Source organism: Sphingomonas sp. LR59 (genome assembly GCF_036855945.1).
Taxonomy (GTDB): domain Bacteria; phylum Pseudomonadota; class Alphaproteobacteria; order Sphingomonadales; family Sphingomonadaceae; genus Sphingomonas.
This window is the reverse complement of the sequence record NZ_JASPFL010000001.1, coordinates 3,487,542-3,507,500: the sequence shown is the minus strand read 5'-3', so window position 1 is coordinate 3,507,500 and position 19,959 is coordinate 3,487,542. Positions and strand designations below refer to the sequence as shown.

Here is a 19,959-nt window from a genome sequence, read left to right as displayed (position 1 = left end):
ACTTACGTCATCATCCGGTATTAGCAGTCGTTTCCAACTGTTATTCCGAACCAAGGGGCAGATTCCCACGCGTTACGCACCCGTGCGCCACTAAGGCCGAAGCCTTCGTTCGACTTGCATGTGTTAGGCATGCCGCCAGCGTTCATTCTGAGCCATGATCAAACTCTCAAGTTTATGTCACCAGCCAATCGCAGTGGAATTCCACGATCAACCAGCTCATCTCAAGGAGCCGCTCTGCACAATATCATTCAGACGACCGCCCCGGTGCGAACACCAAAACGACCGTCCATTACATATGGAATATGTGAAGGACATATGAGAACGACTTAGCTTTAAACGATACCCCGAAGCCTTGAGGACCCCGAGAACCGCAAGCCGCCGCCCACATGTCCCTTCATCTTAACCTACAATGTCAAACAGCCGACAAAAATACCGACACTCGCATAACCCTCCCTTCCGAGAAAGCTTGCAGCATCTGGTTTTTTGCGACCACCGCGGTAACCACTAAGGCACTCCGCTGCGGTGACACCCCTCTAAGCGGGGTTCCGATTCGCGTCAAACACAATCTTTCACATTTGTGGCAATTTTCTCGAGTTGGCGCGTTTATGACGCCCCACACCCCCTGCCGGTGCTGACGAAGCGCTTGTAACTGCACTTCATTCCGCCGCCGGAGATCGCCAAAGGATGCCCCCGCGTCCTGTGGCACGCACCATCCGTCCTTAGGGCCTCGCCTTAAGCGCTTGTGAAGGCCCATATCGCTACATGCCCGATACGATGGATACCGCGATCCCTGCCCCCCGCCGGCGAACGTGCCCGAGACCCTGTCGGCGCCCGGGTCCTCGGACGCGCCGGGCGCGCCCTCCGGACCAACCTCGCTCGCCGGGCAGGTCCGCAGCGCGCTCATATGGCGATCGGGCAGCCAAATCGTCGCGCAGATGGTGCAGTGGTGCGCGACCTTCCTGGTTATCCGCATCTTGGCGCCTGCCGATTACGGCCTGTTCGCGATGTGCCAGGTGGTTCTCACCTTCATGGCGATGCTCAACGGCTATGGCTTGGCGAGCGGGCTGATCCAGCAAAAGGAGATCAGCGAGCGCGAAGTCCGGCAGCTGTTCGGGATGCTGATCGTTTTGAACATCGGGCTTGCCGTCGCGCAGCTCTCACTCGCACCACTCGCCTCCGCCTATTATCGCCAGCCGATCGTCGGCGACATGCTCCGCGTCCAGGCGCTGCTCTATCTGACGACCCCCTTCATCGCGCTCCCGTATGCGCTGCTCTCGCGGGCGATGGATTTCCGTCACCAGGCCAAGGCTAACATCACCGCGTCGATCGCCTCGGCCAGTGCGGCGCTCGGCGGTGCGCTCTATGGTCTCGGGGTATGGACTTTGGTACTGGCGCCGATCGTGCTGTTTAGCGTGCGCGGCGCGATGATGACGTGGAGCGCGCGGTCGCTGGTCTGGCCGAGCTTTGACTTTCGCGGCGCGGGGACGATCGCGCGCTATGGCGGGGTTATGGCGGCGGGGCAGCTGTTCTGGTTCCTGCAGAGCCAGACCGACGTGTTCATCGCCGGGCGGAGCTTTTCGCCGCACATGCTCGGCATCTATACGACCAGCCTGTTCCTCACGCAGATCTTCGTCTCGAAATTCGTGCCGCCGCTGAACGAGGTCGCCTTCTCCGCCTATGCGCGGATGCAAGCCGATCCCGACGCGATCGGGCGCGCGTTCGTGAAGGGGGTGCGGATGGTGATGATCGTCGCGATGCCATTCTACATGGGGCTGGCCGCCACCGCCGAGCCGCTGGTGCTGACCGTGCTGGGCGACAAATGGCGCGAGACGGCGCCCATCGTCCACCTGCTCGCGCTGGCGATGCCGTTCATGACGTTGCAGGTGTTGTTCACGCCGGCGTCCGACGCGCGCGGCCGTCCGGGGATCGGCGTCCAGAACGGCGCGGTTGGTGCAATGATCCTGACCACGGCGTTTCTAGTCGGCGTACAATGGGGCCCTACCGGCATGGGCATCGCGTGGATAACGGCGTATCCGCTCTACCTGGCGATCAGCGCATGGCGGACGCTGCCGGTAATCGGGGTGCGCGCGCGAGACGTGGCGCGGGCGGTCGCATCACCGGCGCTGGCGGCGATCGCGATGGCGCTGATCGTCGGGCTGGTGGATCGCGGCCTGCCGCCGCTCGACGCGCATTGGCGGCTGTTGGTCCTCGTGGCTATCGGCGCAGCGGTCTATGCGGCGTCGATGCTGATCTTTGCGCGGGCGACGATGCGCGAACTGATCGCCGTGGTGCGGAAGCAACCTGTCGCTGCCTAGTTTAGCCCCCTGGTTTAGCCCCCTGATCTAGGCGGACTGAATGTATTCGCGCATCGCTGCGGCATCGGCTTCGATCCGGTCGATGCGGTATTTGACCAGGTCGCCGATCGAGACGAAGCCGACCAGCGTGTCGCCGTCGATCACCGGCAGATGGCGGATGCGGCGCTGAGTCATCAGCGACAGCGCGCCGATCGCGGACTCGTTCGGCCCGACCGACTTCACCGCGGTAGTCATCACATCGGCGATCCGCCGGTCCAGCGCCGCGGCCCCGTCCGATTGCAGGCAGTGGATGACATCGCGTTCGGAGAATATGCCGACCACCCGGTCGCCATCGAGCACCGGTGCCGCGCCGATCCGCTTCTCTGCGAGCAGCGCCACCGCCTCCGCCACAGTGGAGTCCGGGTGGAGCGACTCTATGCCGCCCTTTCGGTCCTTCAGGATCGCCGCGATCGTCATCTTCGCCTCTCCTCATATGCGTCTGGTGCGCCTGACTTGAGGAAACCATGTTTGCGCGGCAATGTGAAGCGATGACCGATCGACTGCCTGAACCACCGGCCGGGTTGGACGACCCGCATTATGCGGCGTTCGCATGGGCGCGGTTTCGCGCGATCATGGCGTGGATGGTGCTGGCGGCGGCGATCTGCGTCGCGGCGGTGATTGCGGCGATGGCGCATCTGCAGGGGCCGCTGCATCTGGTGACGATGCTGGCCGTGATCGGCGGGGTCGGCGGATCGGTGATGATGGCCGGGCTGCTGATGGGACTCGCGTTCCTGAGTTCGGGAAGCGGGCATGACGAGGATGTCGCGCGGATCGATTGAGCGCACGCCGATCATGACGTCGATCAGACGTCGAACATGACAAAGGCCGGTGTCGCGTGACGCGGCACCGGCCCTTTCAGGTCTCAGCTATGCCCCGGATCAGTCCGGGATGACGGCTTCAGCCTGCGACCTCGTCCGGTACCGCACGAACGCGGCGACGGCGGGGCTTTTCTTCCGGCGCCGCATCGGTAGCGGTCGCTTCGGTCGCCGGCGTTGGCGCCGGCGTTATGGCCGAGATGCCGAGCGATGGCGGCAGGCGGTCCGCATCGAATGCGGTCGGTGCTGCATCTTCGGTCGCAACGGGTGCGTCGAGGCTGCGATCGCGGCGCGGGCGACCGCGACGGCGGGGCTGCTCCTCGGTGGCCGCGGCGACAGGCGTCGTCGTCTCGACGGCTTCGATCGGCTGGGCAGCCTGCTCCGGGGCTTCAGTTACCGAACGGACCGCGTCGGCTTCCGAATCCTGGTTGGCGTTGGCGACCTGGACGCTGGTGCGCGGCGTGCGACGGATCGTCTCACGCTGCGGCGCATCGCGGTAGTCGGAGCGGGGCTCGCGGACCTGCTCGTCGCGGGGCTGGGTCTCGCGCGATTGGTTCTCACGGGCCTGGTTCTCACGGGCCTGTGCCTCGCGCGCCTGACCCTGCTCTTCGCCGCTACGCTCGTCGCGCTGCTGCGTATCGCGGGGAGCGTTGCGCTGGTTGCGCTGGCCTTCGCCACGAACGCGGTCTTCGCGCTGACCGTCGTTGCGCGACTGGCCCTCGTTACGCTGGCCCTCGTTACGCTGACCTTCGTTACGCTGGCCTTCATAACGGGTGTTCTCGTACCGCGGGCGCTCTTCGCGCTGCGGCCGGTCGTCGCGCTGCGGACGATCTTCGCGGTTCTGCGTGTCGCGATTCTGGCGGGGCGCGCTCTGGTACTGGCCGTTCTGGCCGCCATTCTGCTGCTCAGCCGAAGCCTGCCCCTGCTGCTCGCCCGAGCGGATCGGTTCGCCCTCGTCGCCGTAATCGTCGTCGCCGTCGAGATCGAACGGCTGCTGGCGACGCGGCTGCTGCTGCGCCTGCGGCTGGCTCTCTTCGAAGCGGGCGCGGGTTTCGCTCAGGACGCGGAAATAATGGTCCGCGAACTGGAGGTAATATTCGATGTTGACGCGGTCGCCCTGCTGCTGCGCGTCGCGCGCGAGGTTCTTGTACTTCTCGTACAGCTGACTCGCGTTGCCGCGCGCGCGGCTGTCGATGCGGTTGCCGGTATCGCGACCACCCTGGCCGCCACCGCCGCCACCCTGGCGTTGACCGCCACCACTACCGCCGCCGCCATTATTATTGTTGCCACGACCGCGACGGCGGCCGGCTTGCCGGTTGTTGATCAAGCTTGTGTCCTCAGTCGTCGAACCAAAATCTGGTCGTGCTCCGAAATGCGGTGCAAACCCCCGTCGCGCACCGACGATCTAGACGAGATCGGTGCGTCGAACTTGCCAGGGCCGCCGGACTGCAGCGACCTCAAAGCGAAAGATGCGGGTCATCGCTCTAAGCCGACCAATCGTCGAGAGTGCGTGCCCCTGCCCGCGTGATAGCGGGCGGAAAGGCCATACTACAAGCGAAAACTGCCGGTTAGCGCCGTATTCCTGTCGTCGCGACCAGCGCGCGGGGGTTGTTTCCATAGTCGTGGTGGAGCGCGACGTGCAAACTCTGCGCTTTGAGGAGTGCGGTGACGGAGGTGGCTTGCGTCGATCCGATCTCGATGACGGCCGCGCCACCGGGGGCGATCAGTGCGGGGAGTTGCTCGGCAAGGATGCGGTAGTCGTCGAGACCGTCGCGGCCGGCGAACAGCGCGGCGTGCGGTTCGTGGTCATGGACTTCGGCCGGGAGCTGCTCGTCGGTGGCTATATAGGGCGGGTTGGCGAGGATCAGGTCGAACTGGCCGGCGATCGCGCTGGCCCAGCTCCCTCGGATGAAGCGGGCGCGGTCGGTCATGCCGAGGGTGACGGCGTTGGCGCGGGCGTAGTCGAGCGCTTGCGGGGAATAGTCGACGCCGAGGCCTTGGGCGGGCCATTCATCGAGCGCTGCGAGGAGTAGCGTGCCGGGGCCGGTGCCGAGGTCGAGCACCGTCGTGGGCGCTTGGCCGGCAAAGTGTTTTTGCGCGGCGATGAGGAGCGTTTCGCTGTCGGCGCGGGGAACGAGCGCGCCGGGGCCGACGGCGAGGTCGATCGACCAGAAGCCGCGGGTGCCCGTGATGTAGGCGATCGGCTCGTGGCTGAGCCGGCGTTCGACGAGCGCGGCGAAGCTCTCGGGGACGGTGTAGCGATCCGGATCGAGGAGGATCGCGTTGCGCTCGACGCCGAGCGCGTGCGCCATCAGGAGTTCCGCGTCGAGGCGGGGGTGGCGGAGAAGGTGAGGCGCGCAGCGGCGGTGGCGATCGCCAAACTTACCCCCCGCCCGCTTGCGGGAGGGGGTTGGGGGTGGGCACGCGCTCACCGCGGACACACCGGTTGCGATAGGTCGAAAGACCCAAGCTCAACGCCCCTCTGGAACCGGCCGCGAGCCCACCCCGGCCCCCTCCCGCTTGCGGGAGGGGGAAGTAGGAGGGCTCAGCCATCCAGCTGTGCCAGGCGGTCCGCTTCGTCCTGCGCGATCAGCGCGCCGATCAGTTCGTCCATTTCCCCCGCGACGATCTCCGGCAGGCGGTGCAGCGTTAGGTTGATGCGGTGATCGGTCACGCGACCTTGCGGGAAATTGTACGTCCGGATCCGTTCCGAACGATCGCCCGAGCCGACCATCGACTTCCGCGCGCCTGCCCGCTCGGCATGCAGCCGGTCGCGTTCCGCCTCGTACAGCCGCGTCCGGAGCACGCGGAGGGCCTTGGCCTTGTTCTTGTGCTGCGACTTCTCGTCCTGCTGGATCACCGTCAGCCCGGTCGGGATGTGGACAATACGTACGGCGCTGTCGGTGGTATTAACCGACTGCCCGCCCGGCCCCGACGAGCGATAGACGTCGATGCGCAGGTCCTTGTCGTCGATCTTGACGTCGACCTCCTCCGCCTCGGGCAGCACCGCGACGGTCGCCGCCGAAGTGTGGATCCGGCCGCCCGCTTCGGTTGTGGGCACGCGCTGAACGCGGTGGACGCCGCTCTCGAACTTCAATTTGGCGAACACGCCCTGGCCGGTGACGCTCGCGACGACTTCCTTGAAGCCGCCCGCATCAGACGACGAGCCCGAGATCATCTCGACCCGCCAGCCCTGCGACTCGGCATAGCGCTGGTACATGCGGAACAGGTCGCCCGCGAACAGCGCCGCCTCGTCGCCACCGGTGCCGGCGCGGACCTCGAGCATCGCCGAGCGATCGTCGGCTGAGTCGCGCGGCAACAGCGCGAGCGCGAGTTTGCGGTCCGCGGTTTCGAGCAGCGTGCGGTTCTCGTGCAGCTCGTCCGACGCCATCGCGCGCAGTTCGTCGTCGGCATCCTCGGCCATGAACGCGAGGCTCTCCGCCTCCTGCCGTAGTCGCCGCACTTCGGTGGCGGCCTGGGCGACAGGTTCGAGCTCGGCATATTCCTTCGACACCGCGACGAAGCGGTCGGAGGGGAGATCGCCGGTCGACATCAGGGCCTGCAACTCGTCACGCCGCGCCTCGATCGCGCGGATGCGGTCGGGGGATATCTGGGTCATCAAATCCTCCCCGGCACGGGGAGGGGGACCGTCCGAAGGGGGTGGAGGGGGCGGGCCCCAGGTGTTGCGCGACGTGGAAGCCCCCTCCGTCAGTGCCGCGCACTGCCACCTCCCCGTGCCGGGGAGGATTTGCGGATGAGCCATCACGACAGCAGCGTCTTCAATTGGGCCTCAAGCGCTTCGGCTTCAGACCCGAGCATCTTCAACTTTCGAACGACTTCGCCGTCGGCACGACGAACGCTCACGATTGCCTGTGGGACTGCCTTGACGGCCTTGTCGAAGCGTTTTTTCGGCGAACCGGAAGCAACCATATCTCCGGACACTCCATTTCGCCTGAGGTCGGAAATCAGGGCGATCGCATCGAGACTTGAGTCGTCGTCCTCTGCAACGACGATGACTTGGGCGCGCTGCTCAGCCGGTTCATCCAGCAACATAGCCAGCCGCTCGACACCAGCAGCCCAACCCACGCCCGCCGTCTCCGGCCCGCCGAGCGAGCCGATCAACCCGTCGTACCGGCCGCCCGCGAGCACAGTTCCCTGCGAGCCCAACCGGTCGGTCACGAACTCGAACGCGGTGTGGCGATAATAATCGAGGCCCCGCACCAGCCGCGCGTTGCGCTCCCACGCGACACCCGCCGCATCGAGCCCGGCGGTCACCGCCTCGAAGAACGCACGCGCCTCGGGCGTCAGATACGCGTCGATATCCGGCGCACTGTCGGCGATCGGGCGGTCGCGCGGGTCCTTCGAGTCGAGGATTCGCATCGGGTTCTTCTCGAGCCGGGTCAGGCTGTCCTCGGACAGTTCGCCGCGATGCGCCTCGAAATGCGCCACCAGCGCTTCGCGCCACGCGTCGCGCGTAGCCGCGTCGCCGAGCGTGTTGAGCTGGAGCGTCACGCCGTCGGAAATGCCGAGTTCACGCAGCAACTGATCCGCGAGCACGAGCAGTTCGACGTCCGCTGCCGGTTCCGCGGCACCGATCACCTCGGCGTCGATCTGGTGGAACTGCCGGAAGCGCCCCTTTTGCGGACGCTCGTAGCGGAACACAGGACCGCTGGTGGTTAGCTTCAGCGGTGCGAACTGCTGCCAGCCTTCGGTCAGATAGGCGCGCGCGATGCCGGCGGTGAACTCGGGGCGGAGCGTGAGCGAGTCCCCGCCGCGATCCTCGAATGTGTACATCTCCTTCGACACGACATCGGTCGTCTCGCCGAGCGAGCGCGCGAACACGGCCGTGGATTCGAACACCGGGATATCGACGCGCTGGAAGCAATACAATGCGCGCACCCGTTCGAACGTCGACAGGACGTGCGCGAACCGGCGCTGCTCGTCGCCGAAAATGTCCTGGGTGCCACGAATGCGGCGCGGGGTTTCTGTCTTGGCCATGATGCGCGCGTATCTAGGCGACGTGCCCACGAAGCGCTAGCGCTGTGGCATGACCAGCAAAGCCAGATATTGGGGCCTAGGCCAACGCGTTGCCCCGCCGCGCTTCATCCTGTTCGTACTGGTGTTCGCGATCGGTCTCGCCGTGCTGATTCCACGTATCGGGCTGGGCCGGGGGACGATGGCGGCGTTCGACGTCGCTGCGGTCGTGTTTCTGATCGCAGTTTCGACGCTATTCCGCAACGCCACCGCGGCACGGATGCGCCGCGCGGCGGAAGAGAACGACGCCAATCGCGCGGTGCTGCTCGGGTTCAGCGGTATGATCATGCTCGTCATCCTGGTCGCGGTCGCCAAGGAACTGCAGGGCAAGAACGACGCGGTCGGGATCGCGCTGACGATCGCGACGCTGGCGCTCGCGTGGCTGTTCTCGAACATGATCTACACGCTGCACTACGCGCATCTTTATTATGTCGACGATCCGGATGGGAAGGACGCCAAGGGCCTCGATTTCCCGAGTTGCGACGAGCCCGATTACTGGGACTTCGCCTATTTCGCGTTCACGCTGGGGATGACGTTCCAGACCTCCGACGTGCAGATCACCTCGCGGCGGGTGCGCAAGGCGGCGCTCGGCCAGTGCATGGCGGCGTTCGTGTTCAACATCGGCGTGCTGGCGTTCACCATCAACGTGCTGGGGAGCGGTGGCTGAGGTGAGCTCGTGTCGTCATGCCGGAAGGGCTCCGGCATGACGACATGGCGAAATTATTTCGCCGTCCACTTATCCATCCAGCCGAGCACCTCGCCATACCATTGCCGCGAGTTCTTCGGCTTCAGCACCCAGTGGTTCTCGCCCGGATTGACCAGCAACCGCGACGGGATCCCGCGCCGCTGGAGCGCGGTGAACGTCGCCAGCCCCTGCGTGTACGGAATGCGGAAATCCTTCTCGCCGGTGATCACCAGCATCGGCGTCTTCCACTTGGCGACGTAATTGACCGGGTTCCATTTCTCGAACGCCTGCGGGTCCTCGTAATAAGCCTTCCCGCCATGCTCCCATTCGTCGAACCAGAGCTCCTCGGTTTCATATGCCATCGCGCGCGCGTCGAACACGCCGTCATGCTGGACGATGCACTTGAAGCGATCGGGCCACTGCCCCTCGATCCAGTTCATCATGTAGCCGCCGTACGACGCGCCGAGCGCACACGCATTGTCGGCATCGAGCCACGCGAACTTGTCGGTCGCGGCCTTCAGACCCTTTTGCAGATCCTCGAGCGGCCAGCCGCCCCAGTTGTTGCTGATCGCATCGGTGAAGCCCTGGCCGTAGCCGGTCGACCCATGGAAATCGACCGCGACCAGGCCGTAGCCTGCGCCGGCGAACACCGCGGGGTTCCAGCGATACGACCAGCTGTTGTTACTCGATCCCTGCGGGCCGCCATGGACCATGTACGCGATCGGCACTTTCCTCGCGGAACCGTACGGCTTCACCGCATAGCCCCAGACGGTGTCCGCGTTCGCGCCCTTGAAGTTGAACCGCGTGACGGTCGGCATGTCGATCCCGGCAAGCTTCGTCGCGTTGACCTGGGTCAGACGCTGCGGCGCACCGGCGCCTGCGACGCGGTAGAAATCGGCGGGTGCGGTGAGGCTGTCGATCGCTACCACGGGACCGCGCGGGGTAATCGCGACCGCGCTGACATGACCCTCCTGAGTCAGCCGCGTGACCGCACCGGTGGTCGCATCGACGCGAAACAGCGGCGTCTCCTGCGTGTCGTCCGCCGTCACGTAGAGCGACTTCGAATCGGGCGCCCACGCGATCGAACCGACCGAGCGGTCCCAGCGCTCGGTCAGCGACACCGTCTTGCCGCTGGCAATATCGCGCAGCGTCAGTACCTGGCGATCCGCCTCGAACCCCGGCCGCCGCATCGCGAAGAACGCGAGCGTGCGGCCATCGGGCGATACCGTCGGCAGGTTATCAGTCGCCTTGTTCGCCGCGGTCAGGTTGACCGGTGCAGCCGAACCGTCCGCGGGCGCCGAGAAGATGTCGAGGTTGGTCGACAGCGCCTCGATCCGGCCAGCCTCACGCATCGCGAAATAGACGGTGCGGCCGTCGGGGCTCCACGAGATTTCCTCGCCGCCGCCGTTGGGCTTCGAGGGCGTATCGCCGACCAGCGCGCCGACGATCGCGACGCCGTTGCCGGGCGCGCCGGTCGCGGTCAGCGGCAAGACGAACAGCTGCGATCGCGTGCCATCCGCCCACGTATCCCAATGCCGTACGAACAGCTGGTCGTAGGTGCGACCGGCGCCCGCGTTCGGATCCTTCTTCACCATCGCCGGCTCCAAGCTCGGCGCGCCTGGCTTGCGATCCGCCCAGACGAGCAGCTTGTCGCCGGTCGGCGCGACCTTAAAGCCGCTGAACCCGCCTTTGAAGCTGGTCAGCTTGCGCGGTGTGCCGCCCGTTACGGGCACCGACCAGACCGCATCTTCGCCGCCCTTGTCCGAGGTGAAATACACCGTGTTGCCGACGATCTGCGGGTCGTTCTCGTTGACCTGCGGATCGGCGAGCAGCTTTACCGGCGTCGCGCCCTGCGTGCTCAGATCGAGACGCCAGAGGTCGTAGCGTCCCTTGTCCGCGGCGAGATCGGTCTCGCGTTGTGCCCAGACGAGCCAGTGCCCGTCCTGCGACGCGGTCGGCGCGCCGACGCGGCTGAGCATCGTCACGTCGTCGATGGTGAGTTGCCGGGCGGCGGCGGGGGCACTCGCAAAGGCGAGCACGGCGAGGCTGGCGGAGAGCATGATCTTCATGCGCGTGTGATAGGACGCTTGCGGGATTATGCGCAATCACCGGGGTTTGGTGACGGATCGATTTGCCTGCGGGATCAAAGACGAGATGGACAGATGCGATAGCGATCCGCAGCGCCTCGCCTCGTCATCCTGACGAAAGTCAGGACCCAGGGTTACGAACGGTGACTTTCGCGGCTCTGGGTCCTGACTTTCGTCAGGATGACGGATGGGGGTTGTCGAACGGAAAGCTATCTTCACTAAAGACATCCCATGTCCCTCAAGCACTCCTTCCCCCGATCGCAGCACCCGATGCGCGCCTGCTCGTCCTCGGCAGCCTGCCAGGGGATCGCTCGCTTGCGGCGCAGCGCTATTACGCACATCCGCAGAACCAGTTCTGGCAGCTGATGTCGCCCGTCGTCGGTCGCGACCTCGCCGTGCTGGACTATGACGACCGGCTCGACGCGTTACGCGAGGCCCGCGTTGCGCTGTGGGATGTCATCGGTTCGGCCCGCCGCGCAGGCAGCACCGATGCGGCGATCGTCGATATCGAAGGCAACGACCTCCCCGCGCTGATCGCCACCCTGCCGCATCTCCGCGCGATCGCGTTCAACGGCGGCACCGCGCTCAAGCAAGGCATGAAGCTCCTTGGCCGCGAAGTCGCTGGCCCCGAGATCGTCGCGCTCCCATCGAGCAGTCCGCTCCACACCGTCGGCATCGCGGCCAAGCACCCCGCCTGGAGCGCACTGGCGACGTTCCTGCTCGACCCGCCTGCAGAGCGCGCCTAGCCTTCTCGCATGACCAGCCTCTACGACCTCACCGTCCCCGCCTTTCGCCGCGGTTTTGCCAGCCTGTCGACGATCCTGACCGTCGGCGAGACGTTCGCGCGTGACCACGGCATCGCGGAGGCGGACATGCTCGACACCCGGCTGACCGCCGACATGACGCCGCCGACCGCGCAGGTGCAGCGCGCGAGCGACACCGCAAAGGGCGCGATGGTGCGGATCGGCGACATCCCCAATCTCGCCATGGCGGACGACGAAGCCAGCTTCGTCGCGCTCCAGCAGCGGATTGCCGCGACGCTCGCGTTTCTCGACACCGTTCCCCGCGCAGCGATCGACGGCAAGGAGGACGCCCCGGTCACGCTCGTCACGCCGGGTGGCAGCATCGACTTCACCGGCAAAAGCTACGTGCTCGGCTTCGTCCTGCCCAATTTCTATTTCCACATTACAACGGCCTACGCGCTTTTACGGATGCGCGGCGTGCCGATCGGCAAGATGCACTATCTGGGCCGATAAGCACGGCTGGCCAAACCCCGTGCGGTCCGGCAAGGGCGGCGAATGTCGATCGAAAGCTTCATTTCGCAGTACGGCCTTGCCGCGATCTTCCTCGGCGCAGCGTTCGAGGGTGAAACCAGCGTCGTCACCGGCGGCCTGCTCGCGCACCAGCATCTGGTATCGCTGGTCGGCAGCGCCGCCGCCGCGGTGACCGGATCGTTCTTCGCGGATCAGCTCTTCTTCTTCGCCGGCCGCCGTTATCGCGATACCAAGCGGGTCCGCCGGATCGCCGAAAAGCCCGCTTTCGCCAAGGCGCTCGACACGCTCGATCGACATCCGACGGTGTTCATCCTCGGCTTCCGATTCTTGTACGGACTGCGCACGATCAGCCCGATCGCGATCGGTACCTCGCATATCCCCGCGCGCACCTTCGTGGTGCTCAACGCGATCTCTGCGCTGGTGTGGGGCGTGTTGTTCACGGGGATAGGCTATGTGTTCGGCGACGGGCTGATCGAGCTGGTCGACAAGGTCATGCCAAAGCAGAAGCTGGTCGGCGTCGCGATCCTGGTCGCGGTCGCGGCGCTGGTTATCACGGCGATCCGCTTCTGGCGGGGCCGCCACGCCCGCAAGGCGAGCGCGACGACCGCCACGTCAAGCGTTGCCGTCAGTCGAGATCGTTCTCGCTGATCACGACGATCTCCTGGTCGGGATCGCGGGCCAGCGCGACGACGCCGAGGTCGGCGATCTCGTCGAGATGCTGTTTGAAGATCGCCACCGCATCACCCTCGGGCGCTACCGTGCTCAGCGCCTCGAGCACATCATACTGCACCGCGAACTGATAGCGTTCTTCGCTGACTTCGCCCTCGAACTCGACCTGGCGCAGGTCGCTATTGTCCTCGAGAGTCTTCACATCGATGTCCAACCGGTCTTCGGCCATGTTCTACGCTCCTAGATAGATGGCCGTTAAGCGCGGTTGGACGTTCGATGTTCCGCCCTTAGACGTCGAGGTTGGCGACGTTGAGCGCGTTGTCCTGGATGAACTCGCGGCGCGGTTCGACGACTTCGCCCATGAGCTGCGTGAAGATCTCGTTCGCGCTCTCGGCATTGACCGCGGTGACGCGGAGCATCGAGCGGACCGACGGGTCGAGCGTGGTTTCCCAGAGCTGCTCGGCGTTCATCTCGCCAAGACCTTTGTAGCGCTGGATCGCGAGACCTTTCCGCCCCGCGGTCAGGATCGCGTCGAGCAGATGGCTCGGACGCGAAACCTGAGTCGAGCCGCGTGCGGCGACGGCCGTGACCGAGCCGATCACGCCGGCGCCGGCCTCCGCGCCCTCCTCAACCTCGGGCTCTTCGGCCTGCGAGGCCTTGCTGGCGGGGACGAGGTTCGAGGTGTGGGCGTAGCTCTCGGCATGCTCGCCCGACAACGCGTGAAGCTTGCGCGCCTCGGCCGACACCAGGAAGCTCGCCTCGATGATGTGGTGGTCGGTGACCCCGCGCCATGCGCGCTGGAAGTGGATGCCGCCGTCTTCGGTCAACACCGCGGTCCAGCGGGCATCGCCGTCGTCGAGTTCCAGACGACGCGTTACGATCTCCAGACGCGAGGTGCGATCCTCGACCGACGCCTCCGGATCGAACACGCCGCCGAGTGCCAGCGCCTCGATCATCCCGGCATCGTAGCGCTTCGGAACGTAGCGCATCAGCGTCCGCATCCGGCGCGCGTGATCGACCAGATCCTTCAGATCGCGCCCCGAACGACCGCCGCCTGGGCCGTCGAGCACCATCGTATTGACGCCCGCATCGACCAGATATTCGTCGAGCGCCGCGTCGTCCTTGAGGTAGACCTCGGACCGGCCCTTGGTCGCCTTATACAGCGGCGGCTGGGCGATGTAGAGATACCCGCCCTCGATGATCTTGGGCATGTGACGGTAGAACAGCGTCAGCAGCAGCGTGCGGATATGCGCGCCGTCGACGTCTGCGTCGGTCATGATGACGATCTTGTGGTAGCGCAGCTTGTCCGCGTTGAAGTCGTCGCGGATGCCAGTGCCCATCGCGGTGATGAGCGTGCCGATCTCGCGGCTCGACAACATGCGATCCTCGCGCGCGCGCTCGGTGTTAAGGATCTTGCCGCGCAACGGAAGGATCGCCTGGAAATGGCGATCGCGGCCCTGCTTTGCCGAGCCGCCTGCCGAGTCACCCTCGACCAGGAACAGCTCGGACTTGGCGGGATCGCGCTCCTGGCAGTCGGCGAGCTTGCCGGGCAGCGATGCGATGTCCATCACGCCCTTGCGGCGCGTCAGTTCGCGGGCGCGCTTGGCGGCTTCGCGGGCGGCGGCCGCGTCGATGATCTTGGCGACGATCGCCTTGCCGTGCGCGGGGTTTTCCTCGAGCCACTCGGCCATCTTGTCGGCCATCAGGCTTTCCAAGGGCTGGCGGACTTCGGACGAGACGAGCTTGTCCTTGGTCTGGCTGCTGAACTTGGGATCGGGCAGCTTGACCGAGACGATCGCGGTCAGGCCTTCGCGCATGTCCTCGCCGGTGAGCTGGACCTTTTCCTTCTTCAACATGCCGCTCTTCTCGGCGTAGTTGTTGAGCGTGCGGGTCAGCGCGGCGCGGAATGCGGCCATGTGTGTGCCGCCGTCGCGCTGGGGGATGTTGTTCGTGAAGGCGAGGACGTTCTCGTAATACGAGTCGTTCCACTGGAGCGCGACGTCCATCGTCACGTCGTCGCGCGTGCCGCTGATCGCGACCGGCTCGGGCATCAACGGCACCTTGGCGCGATCGAGATACTTCACGAACGCAGCGATCCCGCCCTCGTAATAGAGCTCGACGGTCTTCATCTCCTCGTGCCGGGCATCGGAGAGGAACAGGCGTACGCCCGAGTTGAGGAAGGCGAGCTCACGATAGCGATGCTCGAGCTTGTCGAAGTCGAAATCGGTGATCTTGAAGGTGGCGGGCGATGGGAAGAAGGTGACGCGCGTGCCCTTCTGGCCCTCGGTGGCGGGGCCGACGACCTTCAATGGCGCGACCGCATCGCCGAATGCGAAGCGCATGTAATGCTCCTCGCCGTTGCGCCAGATCGTCAGGTCGAGCCATTCGCTGAGCGCGTTGACGACCGAGACGCCGACGCCGTGCAGGCCGCCCGAGACCTTGTACGCATTCTCGTCGTTGGTGTTCTCGAACTTACCGCCGGCGTGGAGCTGGGTCATGATGACCTCTGCTGCGGACACGCCTTCCTCGGTGTGGATGCCGGTCGGGATGCCGCGACCGTTGTCGGTGACGGAGACCGATCCGTCGGCGTTGAGTACGATGTCGATCCGGTCGCAATGCCCCGCCAGCGCCTCGTCGATCGCGTTGTCGCTGACCTCGAATACCATGTGGTGGAGGCCCGAGCCGTCGTCGGTGTCGCCGATGTACATGCCGGGGCGTTTGCGGACCGCGTCGAGGCCCTTCAGGACCTTGATCGAGTCCGCGCCGTAGTCGCCCATGTTCGGGAGGTTGGGATTGTTGGTTTCGGGGTTGGATGCCATGCCGAGTATATAGGCATTCGAGGGCCGAAACGGAAGCGAAATGGCCTGTAGGGGCGAGGCGTGCCGCGCCGGAAGTGCACGAGGTGCAGACGCTGGGCGCGTTTTGCGGCGCGTGTGCACTTCGAGGGTCGGGCGAGTCGGTTTCGAGGGGGAATCGCCATGCGGGAATGGTGACAGGGGTGGGCTTTGTAGGACAGCGCGCACCCTAGCACCGCGCCGGCGAAGGTAGCACCGCCCCGGCGAAGGCCGGGGTCCAATTGGAAAGGTCGCAGTAACGACGAACTGCGCTCAGTCAGCAATGTCCCCCAATTGGGCCCCGGCTTTCGCCGGGGTGGTACAGGTTGGTCAGGCTTGTCCCCCTCCCTCTGGGGGAGGGAGGGAGGGAGGAGCCGCAGGCGACGGGAGGGTAAGGGGGAGTTGGGTGCGCGCCCGAGCCTCACTCCCCTCTCCCTTCCCACCGCAAGCGCGGCGGGCCCCTTCCCTCTCCCCGGAGGGGCGAGGGAGACCAGCTTCAAAAGCGGTCGGCGCGCTGGCCTAGCAGGGTCACTTCGACGCGGCGGTTCAGGCGCATGCCGGCCGGCGTTGCGTTGGTCGCGACGGGCTGGTTCTCGCCGTGACCGACGACGCTGAACCGCGCGCGCACCACGTCCATGTCGTCGAACGCCTGGCGGACGCTCGCCGCGCGCCGCTCAGACAGGTCCTGGTTGTGCGCGTCGGTACCACGCGAGTCCGTAAACCCATCGATCGACACGCGCACGCCGGGGTTACCGCGCAGATAGCGCGCGAGCGGACGCAGCTTCTCGATCGCGCCGGGACGCAGCACGTCGCTGTCGGTGCGGAACAGCACGTCCTCCTGCAGCGTCAGCGTCGCGCCGCGCGGGGTCTGGCGGAAGCCGTAGTTGCGCATCGCGACGCGGTCCCAAGTCGTGGTGGTCTCGACGATCGTCGTACCGCCACGGTCGCCACGATAGCCGCCAGGGTCACGGCCGTATGCATCCCAGTCGAAGCGGTCGCGGCGGGGGCCTGCAATGCGCGCAAATTCGCGGTTGGCGTCGTCGGCTTCCCGCGGGCTGATCCGGCCATCGCCGTTCGCATCGAAGTTCGGCATCACGAACGCAATGCCGCGCCGCGTATTGCGCAGTTCGGGGAAGAGCACCGGAACGCCGGCGCCTTCCAGACGATAGCCGGGGCGCAACCATGGCGCGCGGCTCATATCGTAGCGCCCCTCGGGCCGTCCTCCGTCACGGACCTGCGCGAAAACAGGGGCGGTGGTTGCTGCAACCATCAGGACGCCAAGGGCTGCGCGCGTGAATTTCCGGGTCATCATCGTCTCTCCGTATCTTCGATGGACGGAGCTTTGCCCGCGCCCGCTTGAACGCGCGGTGAGCCTGCTCGACAGCGCGCGTTCAGCCTAACGCCCGACCGCGATGCGCGTTGCCTGACCGCCGATCGCGTCGAACAGCGCGTCTTCGGTGCCCGTCATCCACACTTGGCTGCGGCCTGCGAGCCGGGCGAATAGCGCCGCGCGGCGGGATGGGTCGAGGTGCGCGGCAACCTCGTCGAGAAGCAGGACGGGGGGCTGGCCGGTTCGCTCGGCGACGAGATCGGCATGCGCCAGGACGATGCCGAGCAGGAGCGCCTTCTGCTCGCCGGTCGAGGCGAGAGAGGCCGCGCGTTCCTTGTCGAGATGGGTGACGATCAGGTCGACGCGGTGGGGTCCGCCGAGCGTGCGCCCGGCAGCGGCATCACGCGCGCGGCCCTGGGCGAGGTCGGCTTGCAGGCGCGCGGTGTCGCCGGCCCAGCCTTCGAGCGTGAGGCCGGCGCGGGGAAATGGGCTGTCGTCCTGATTCGCGAGCCTCGTGCCGAGCAGGGTGACGGTCTCACGCCGGGCCGCATCTACGGCGGCGCCGTGCTCGGCCATCTGCGCTTCGAGCGCCGAGAGCCAGTCGCCGTCGGGACGGCCTTCGTCGGCGAGCAGGCGGTTTCGCGCGCGCATCGCGGCGTCGTAGCGGGCGGCGTGGTGGGCGTGGCTCGGGGCGAGTGCGAGCGTGAGGCGGTCGAGGAAGCCGCGGCGTTCGCCGGCGGGGGCGACGAACAGGCGGTCCATCGCCGGGGTGAGCCACAGGATCGTGAGCCACTCGGCGAGCGCGTTCGCGGTGGTGGTGGCGCCCTGGACGCGGACGATGCGGCGTTCCGGGGCCGAGGCTAGCGTGCCGGTCGCGACGTCGACTTCGGCGTGCGCGTGTATTCCCCCTTCCGGCTCTGACTCCCCTCCCGCTGGCGGGAGGGGTCGGGGAGGGGCGCGTTCTCCTCGGCACCGGACGCCAGTACGTACGTCGCGCCCTCCCCTAACCCCTGCCGCGAGCGGGAGGGGAATTCTGTTGCGTGCTCGGGAGAAAGTGTCGCCGCGACACCGAAGCCTCCCGCCCCGCCCTGCCGCGCCATCTCGCCCAGCGCGGCGCGGCGAAGTCCGCGGCCGGGTGCGAGCAGCGACACAGCTTCGAGGATATTCGTCTTCCCTGCGCCATTCTCGCCGGTCAACACCACGAACCCCGGCCCCGGCTGGAGCGTCAGGTCGGCATGGTTGCGGAAATCGGTGAGGACGAGGCGCGACAGCATCGCACCGCCCTTAGCGGCAATTTTCGCGCGCCGTCAGCCTTTGCCTCAGGCGGCGATCCGCTCGGGCACGATCACCGGTTCGAGCTTCGCCTTCTGCATGCTGAGATACGAGGCGAGTTCGGGGCCGAGTTCGCGCTGTGCCCGCAGATAGGCGACCGGCGTGACGATCCCGAGCCGCGCGCGCGCCGCGTCGAGCGGTTCGTGGAGGAGGTGCAGATAATCCTCGCCCGAAATCCACTTTGCTTTGCGTCCGTTGCGATAGCCTTCCCAGACTGCCTTCGCGAACAGCTTGCTGCCGGTGACGCGTATGCTCTTCAATGCCGCCGCGGAGCCAATCAGCGCCCAGCCGAGCCCGCCGACCTGCGCGTAGCTGAACGCGACGAGCGCCGCCTCGCCCATGCTTTCGTCCGCCTTGTAGCCGGTCAGCACGTGCCAGATGTCGTGCGTGTCGCGCACCCGCCGGCCGAACCACGCATAGGGATGCGCCAGATCGTCCTCGGACGGCTCGAGCCGCGAGACCTCGACCAACCCGTCCGCGGAATAGCCCGTCGTTTCGAGGAAATTCCGATACGCCGCCCCCACCGTGCCGGGCGCGAAGCTCGCGACGAACGCGGGGTCGGAGAAACGTTGCGCCAGTTCGACGCGGTCATAGGCGATCCGGCCGCCCTGCTCGGTGGCGATCAACCGTGCGTAATTCATCGGCGCATTGCCGACGTTCAGCGCGCGCATGATCCGGAACACCTGCGTCGTGTCGTCGCCGTTCGCGAGCAGTTTCTTGATCGCATCGAACGCCGTACGCCAATCGCGACGACCGGTCGTACCGGGAAACGGAGGAAGCTTCGCCATCGAGTCGACTCCTTACTGACATTGCTGTTAGTATTGAGTGGCGGGAGAGGAGTCAATTGAGGACAGTATCTACTTCGACGCGCATTTGCCCGGCCGCTTGCGCGAGATCGTGATCGAGTGTCGCCAATGACCAGCCGCGACCCACGACGATCGCGAGATGAAGCGCATCGCCGGAGCGCAGCTTCAAATCACCGCGATCCATCAGCGTCGCCGCACGCTCGAAATCGGCTGCGGTTACGGGCTCGACGCTCAGTTCTCCGGCGCAAAACCGTTGCCACGCCTTCATCACGCCGTTCCAGCCAACGGTATCGATGACGCCCATTCGCCGTTTCATCGCGAGCGCCCCGGAAAACTCGGTGACGACCCAATGGCTGATCACCAGACCGTCAGTCTGTCGCGAGAGCCACGCCCGTACATCCTCGCTGTGCGCCTCGGCGGTGAAGGCCGACACCATCACCGCGGTGTCGCAGTAAAGCCTCAATACCGCGAGTCGTCACGCATCTGCCGGACAAGGTCACGTGCAGATGTCGGATCGTAAGGCAGCGACTTCGCCAACGCCTCTAGAGAGTCGACGTCGATGGGCTTGCGGCGCGGCAACGGCGGTGCTTCGGGAGTAACGCGGGCAAACGGTTGACCGTCGCGCGTGATTTGCACGGCCTCACCGGCTTCGAGCCGGTTGATCAGCGTGCCTAGTTCGTCCTTGAGGTCGGCGATATTGATCGAGTCCATGATCCGGCTCCTGCCTGTCGCCCCGCTA

General features: G+C 66.0%; 18 protein-coding genes, 1 rRNA gene and 1 pseudogene (1 of these 20 cut by a window edge). 6 read left to right on the top strand and 14 right to left on the bottom strand.

From position 1 onward, the window contains the following. Window positions 1-174, bottom strand: a 16S ribosomal RNA gene (locus QP164_RS16500) (it extends 1,313 nt beyond the left edge of the window). A 635-nt stretch (window positions 175-809) separates the two neighbouring features. Between QP164_RS16500 and QP164_RS16495 the strand changes: the two genes are divergently transcribed. Next, window positions 810-2,315: a lipopolysaccharide biosynthesis protein gene (locus QP164_RS16495; RefSeq protein WP_443027454.1), complete on the top strand. Its 1,506-nt coding sequence runs from the start codon at window positions 810-812 to the stop codon at window positions 2,313-2,315. Between the two features lie 27 nt (window positions 2,316-2,342). Here QP164_RS16495 and QP164_RS16490 read toward each other — a convergent pair whose 3' ends face one another. After that, window positions 2,343-2,771 (bottom strand): CBS domain-containing protein, encoded by a 429-nt coding sequence (locus tag QP164_RS16490; protein WP_132742438.1) that lies wholly within the window; start codon window positions 2,769-2,771, stop codon window positions 2,343-2,345. Window positions 2,772-2,842: 71 nt separating this feature from the next. Here QP164_RS16490 and QP164_RS16485 point away from each other — a divergent pair, with 71 nt between their 5' ends. Further along, on the top strand, window positions 2,843-3,133 hold the full coding sequence (locus QP164_RS16485; RefSeq protein ID WP_243643540.1) for a hypothetical protein: 291 nt from the start codon (window positions 2,843-2,845) through the stop codon (window positions 3,131-3,133). A 118-nt stretch (window positions 3,134-3,251) separates the two neighbouring features. Here the strand turns inward: QP164_RS16485 and QP164_RS16480 are convergent, their stop codons facing one another. The 4 genes from QP164_RS16480 to hisS all read right to left on the bottom strand — a co-directional run bounded on the left by QP164_RS16480 (window position 3,252) and on the right by hisS (window position 8,167). After that, on the bottom strand, window positions 3,252-4,496 hold the full coding sequence (locus QP164_RS16480; protein WP_132742439.1) for a DUF4167 domain-containing protein: 1,245 nt from the start codon (window positions 4,494-4,496) through the stop codon (window positions 3,252-3,254). A gap of 241 nt (window positions 4,497-4,737) precedes the next feature. Continuing rightward, window positions 4,738-5,481 carry a peptide chain release factor N(5)-glutamine methyltransferase gene (gene prmC, locus QP164_RS16475; protein WP_333923823.1) on the bottom strand — a complete coding sequence of 248 codons (744 nt, stop codon included), beginning with the start codon at window positions 5,479-5,481 and terminating at the stop codon, window positions 4,738-4,740. A gap of 233 nt (window positions 5,482-5,714) precedes the next feature. Then, window positions 5,715-6,788, bottom strand: coding sequence for a peptide chain release factor 1 (prfA, locus tag QP164_RS16470; RefSeq protein ID WP_333923822.1), 1,074 nt, complete (start codon window positions 6,786-6,788; stop codon window positions 5,715-5,717). Window positions 6,789-6,931: 143 nt separating this feature from the next. After that, window positions 6,932-8,167 carry a histidine--tRNA ligase gene (gene hisS / locus QP164_RS16465; RefSeq protein WP_333923821.1) on the bottom strand — a complete coding sequence of 412 codons (1,236 nt, stop codon included), beginning with the start codon at window positions 8,165-8,167 and terminating at the stop codon, window positions 6,932-6,934. Between the two features lie 49 nt (window positions 8,168-8,216). Between hisS and QP164_RS16460 the strand changes: the two genes are divergently transcribed. Further along, a complete protein-coding gene (locus QP164_RS16460) occupies window positions 8,217-8,870 on the top strand; it encodes a DUF1345 domain-containing protein (protein WP_333923820.1) in 654 nt (217 codons plus the stop codon). 53 nt (window positions 8,871-8,923) lie between these two features. Here the strand turns inward: QP164_RS16460 and QP164_RS16455 are convergent, their stop codons facing one another. Next, on the bottom strand, window positions 8,924-10,957 hold the full coding sequence (locus tag QP164_RS16455; protein ID WP_333923819.1) for a S9 family peptidase: 2,034 nt from the start codon (window positions 10,955-10,957) through the stop codon (window positions 8,924-8,926). Window positions 10,958-11,169: 212 nt separating this feature from the next. Between QP164_RS16455 and QP164_RS16450 the strand changes: the two genes are divergently transcribed. The 3 genes from QP164_RS16450 to QP164_RS16440 are packed head-to-tail and all read left to right on the top strand — an operon-like array spanning window position 11,170 to window position 12,897. Continuing rightward, the gene (locus tag QP164_RS16450; RefSeq protein WP_333923818.1) at window positions 11,170-11,721 is read left to right on the top strand and encodes a DNA-deoxyinosine glycosylase; all 552 of its coding nucleotides are present in this window, start codon (window positions 11,170-11,172) and stop codon (window positions 11,719-11,721) included. 9 nt (window positions 11,722-11,730) lie between these two features. Then, the gene (locus QP164_RS16445) at window positions 11,731-12,231 is read left to right on the top strand and encodes a DUF1993 domain-containing protein (protein ID WP_333923817.1); all 501 of its coding nucleotides are present in this window, start codon (window positions 11,731-11,733) and stop codon (window positions 12,229-12,231) included. 42 nt (window positions 12,232-12,273) lie between these two features. After that, window positions 12,274-12,897, top strand: coding sequence for a DedA family protein (locus QP164_RS16440; RefSeq protein ID WP_333923816.1), 624 nt, complete (start codon window positions 12,274-12,276; stop codon window positions 12,895-12,897). On the opposite strand, the gene QP164_RS16435 is transcribed toward QP164_RS16440, so the two are convergent. The 7 genes and pseudogenes from QP164_RS16435 to QP164_RS16400 all read right to left on the bottom strand — a co-directional run bounded on the left by QP164_RS16435 (window position 12,875) and on the right by QP164_RS16400 (window position 19,931). Then, window positions 12,875-13,147, bottom strand: coding sequence for a DUF1488 family protein (locus QP164_RS16435; RefSeq protein WP_277983740.1), 273 nt, complete (start codon window positions 13,145-13,147; stop codon window positions 12,875-12,877). The genes QP164_RS16440 and QP164_RS16435 overlap by 23 nt on opposite strands. A 58-nt stretch (window positions 13,148-13,205) precedes the next feature. Continuing rightward, on the bottom strand, window positions 13,206-15,737 hold the full coding sequence (gyrB, locus tag QP164_RS16430) for a DNA topoisomerase (ATP-hydrolyzing) subunit B (RefSeq protein WP_333923815.1): 2,532 nt from the start codon (window positions 15,735-15,737) through the stop codon (window positions 13,206-13,208). Window positions 15,738-16,248: 511 nt separating this feature from the next. After that, complete coding sequence (locus QP164_RS16425) at window positions 16,249-17,061, bottom strand: OmpA family protein (RefSeq protein ID WP_333923814.1); 813 nt, start codon at window positions 17,059-17,061, stop codon at window positions 16,249-16,251. 87 nt (window positions 17,062-17,148) lie between these two features. Beyond that, a pseudogene (locus QP164_RS16420) lies at window positions 17,149-18,356 on the bottom strand (DNA replication/repair protein RecF). Between the two features lie 45 nt (window positions 18,357-18,401). After that, the gene (locus tag QP164_RS16410; protein ID WP_333923813.1) at window positions 18,402-19,202 is read right to left on the bottom strand and encodes a Coq4 family protein; all 801 of its coding nucleotides are present in this window, start codon (window positions 19,200-19,202) and stop codon (window positions 18,402-18,404) included. 52 nt (window positions 19,203-19,254) lie between these two features. After that, the gene (locus QP164_RS16405) at window positions 19,255-19,683 is read right to left on the bottom strand and encodes a type II toxin-antitoxin system VapC family toxin (RefSeq protein WP_333923812.1); all 429 of its coding nucleotides are present in this window, start codon (window positions 19,681-19,683) and stop codon (window positions 19,255-19,257) included. Then, on the bottom strand, window positions 19,680-19,931 hold the full coding sequence (locus tag QP164_RS16400; protein ID WP_333923811.1) for a type II toxin-antitoxin system Phd/YefM family antitoxin: 252 nt from the start codon (window positions 19,929-19,931) through the stop codon (window positions 19,680-19,682). The genes QP164_RS16405 and QP164_RS16400 overlap by 4 nt, the downstream gene beginning before the upstream one ends. Between the last annotated feature and the right edge of the window lie 28 nt (window positions 19,932-19,959).

Coding starts and splice junctions, on each gene's coding strand:
- QP164_RS16490 (WP_132742438.1), bottom strand. CDS start 2,771: ATGACGATCGCGGCGATCCTGAAGGACCGAAAGGGCGGCATAGAGTCG.
- QP164_RS16485 (WP_243643540.1), top strand. CDS start 2,843: ATGACCGATCGACTGCCTGAACCACCGGCCGGGTTGGACGACCCGCAT.
- prmC (WP_333923823.1), bottom strand. CDS start 5,481: ATGGCGCACGCGCTCGGCGTCGAGCGCAACGCGATCCTCCTCGATCCG.
- prfA (WP_333923822.1), bottom strand. CDS start 6,788: ATGACCCAGATATCCCCCGACCGCATCCGCGCGATCGAGGCGCGGCGT.
- hisS (WP_333923821.1), bottom strand. CDS start 8,167: ATGGCCAAGACAGAAACCCCGCGCCGCATTCGTGGCACCCAGGACATT.
- QP164_RS16460 (WP_333923820.1), top strand. CDS start 8,217: ATGACCAGCAAAGCCAGATATTGGGGCCTAGGCCAACGCGTTGCCCCG.
- QP164_RS16455 (WP_333923819.1), bottom strand. CDS start 10,957: ATGAAGATCATGCTCTCCGCCAGCCTCGCCGTGCTCGCCTTTGCGAGT.
- QP164_RS16445 (WP_333923817.1), top strand. CDS start 11,731: ATGACCAGCCTCTACGACCTCACCGTCCCCGCCTTTCGCCGCGGTTTT.
- QP164_RS16440 (WP_333923816.1), top strand. CDS start 12,274: ATGTCGATCGAAAGCTTCATTTCGCAGTACGGCCTTGCCGCGATCTTC.
- QP164_RS16435 (WP_277983740.1), bottom strand. CDS start 13,147: ATGGCCGAAGACCGGTTGGACATCGATGTGAAGACTCTCGAGGACAAT.
- gyrB (WP_333923815.1), bottom strand. CDS start 15,737: ATGGCATCCAACCCCGAAACCAACAATCCCAACCTCCCGAACATGGGC.
- QP164_RS16425 (WP_333923814.1), bottom strand. CDS start 17,061: ATGACCCGGAAATTCACGCGCGCAGCCCTTGGCGTCCTGATGGTTGCA.
- QP164_RS16410 (WP_333923813.1), bottom strand. CDS start 19,202: ATGGCGAAGCTTCCTCCGTTTCCCGGTACGACCGGTCGTCGCGATTGG.
- QP164_RS16400 (WP_333923811.1), bottom strand. CDS start 19,931: ATGGACTCGATCAATATCGCCGACCTCAAGGACGAACTAGGCACGCTG.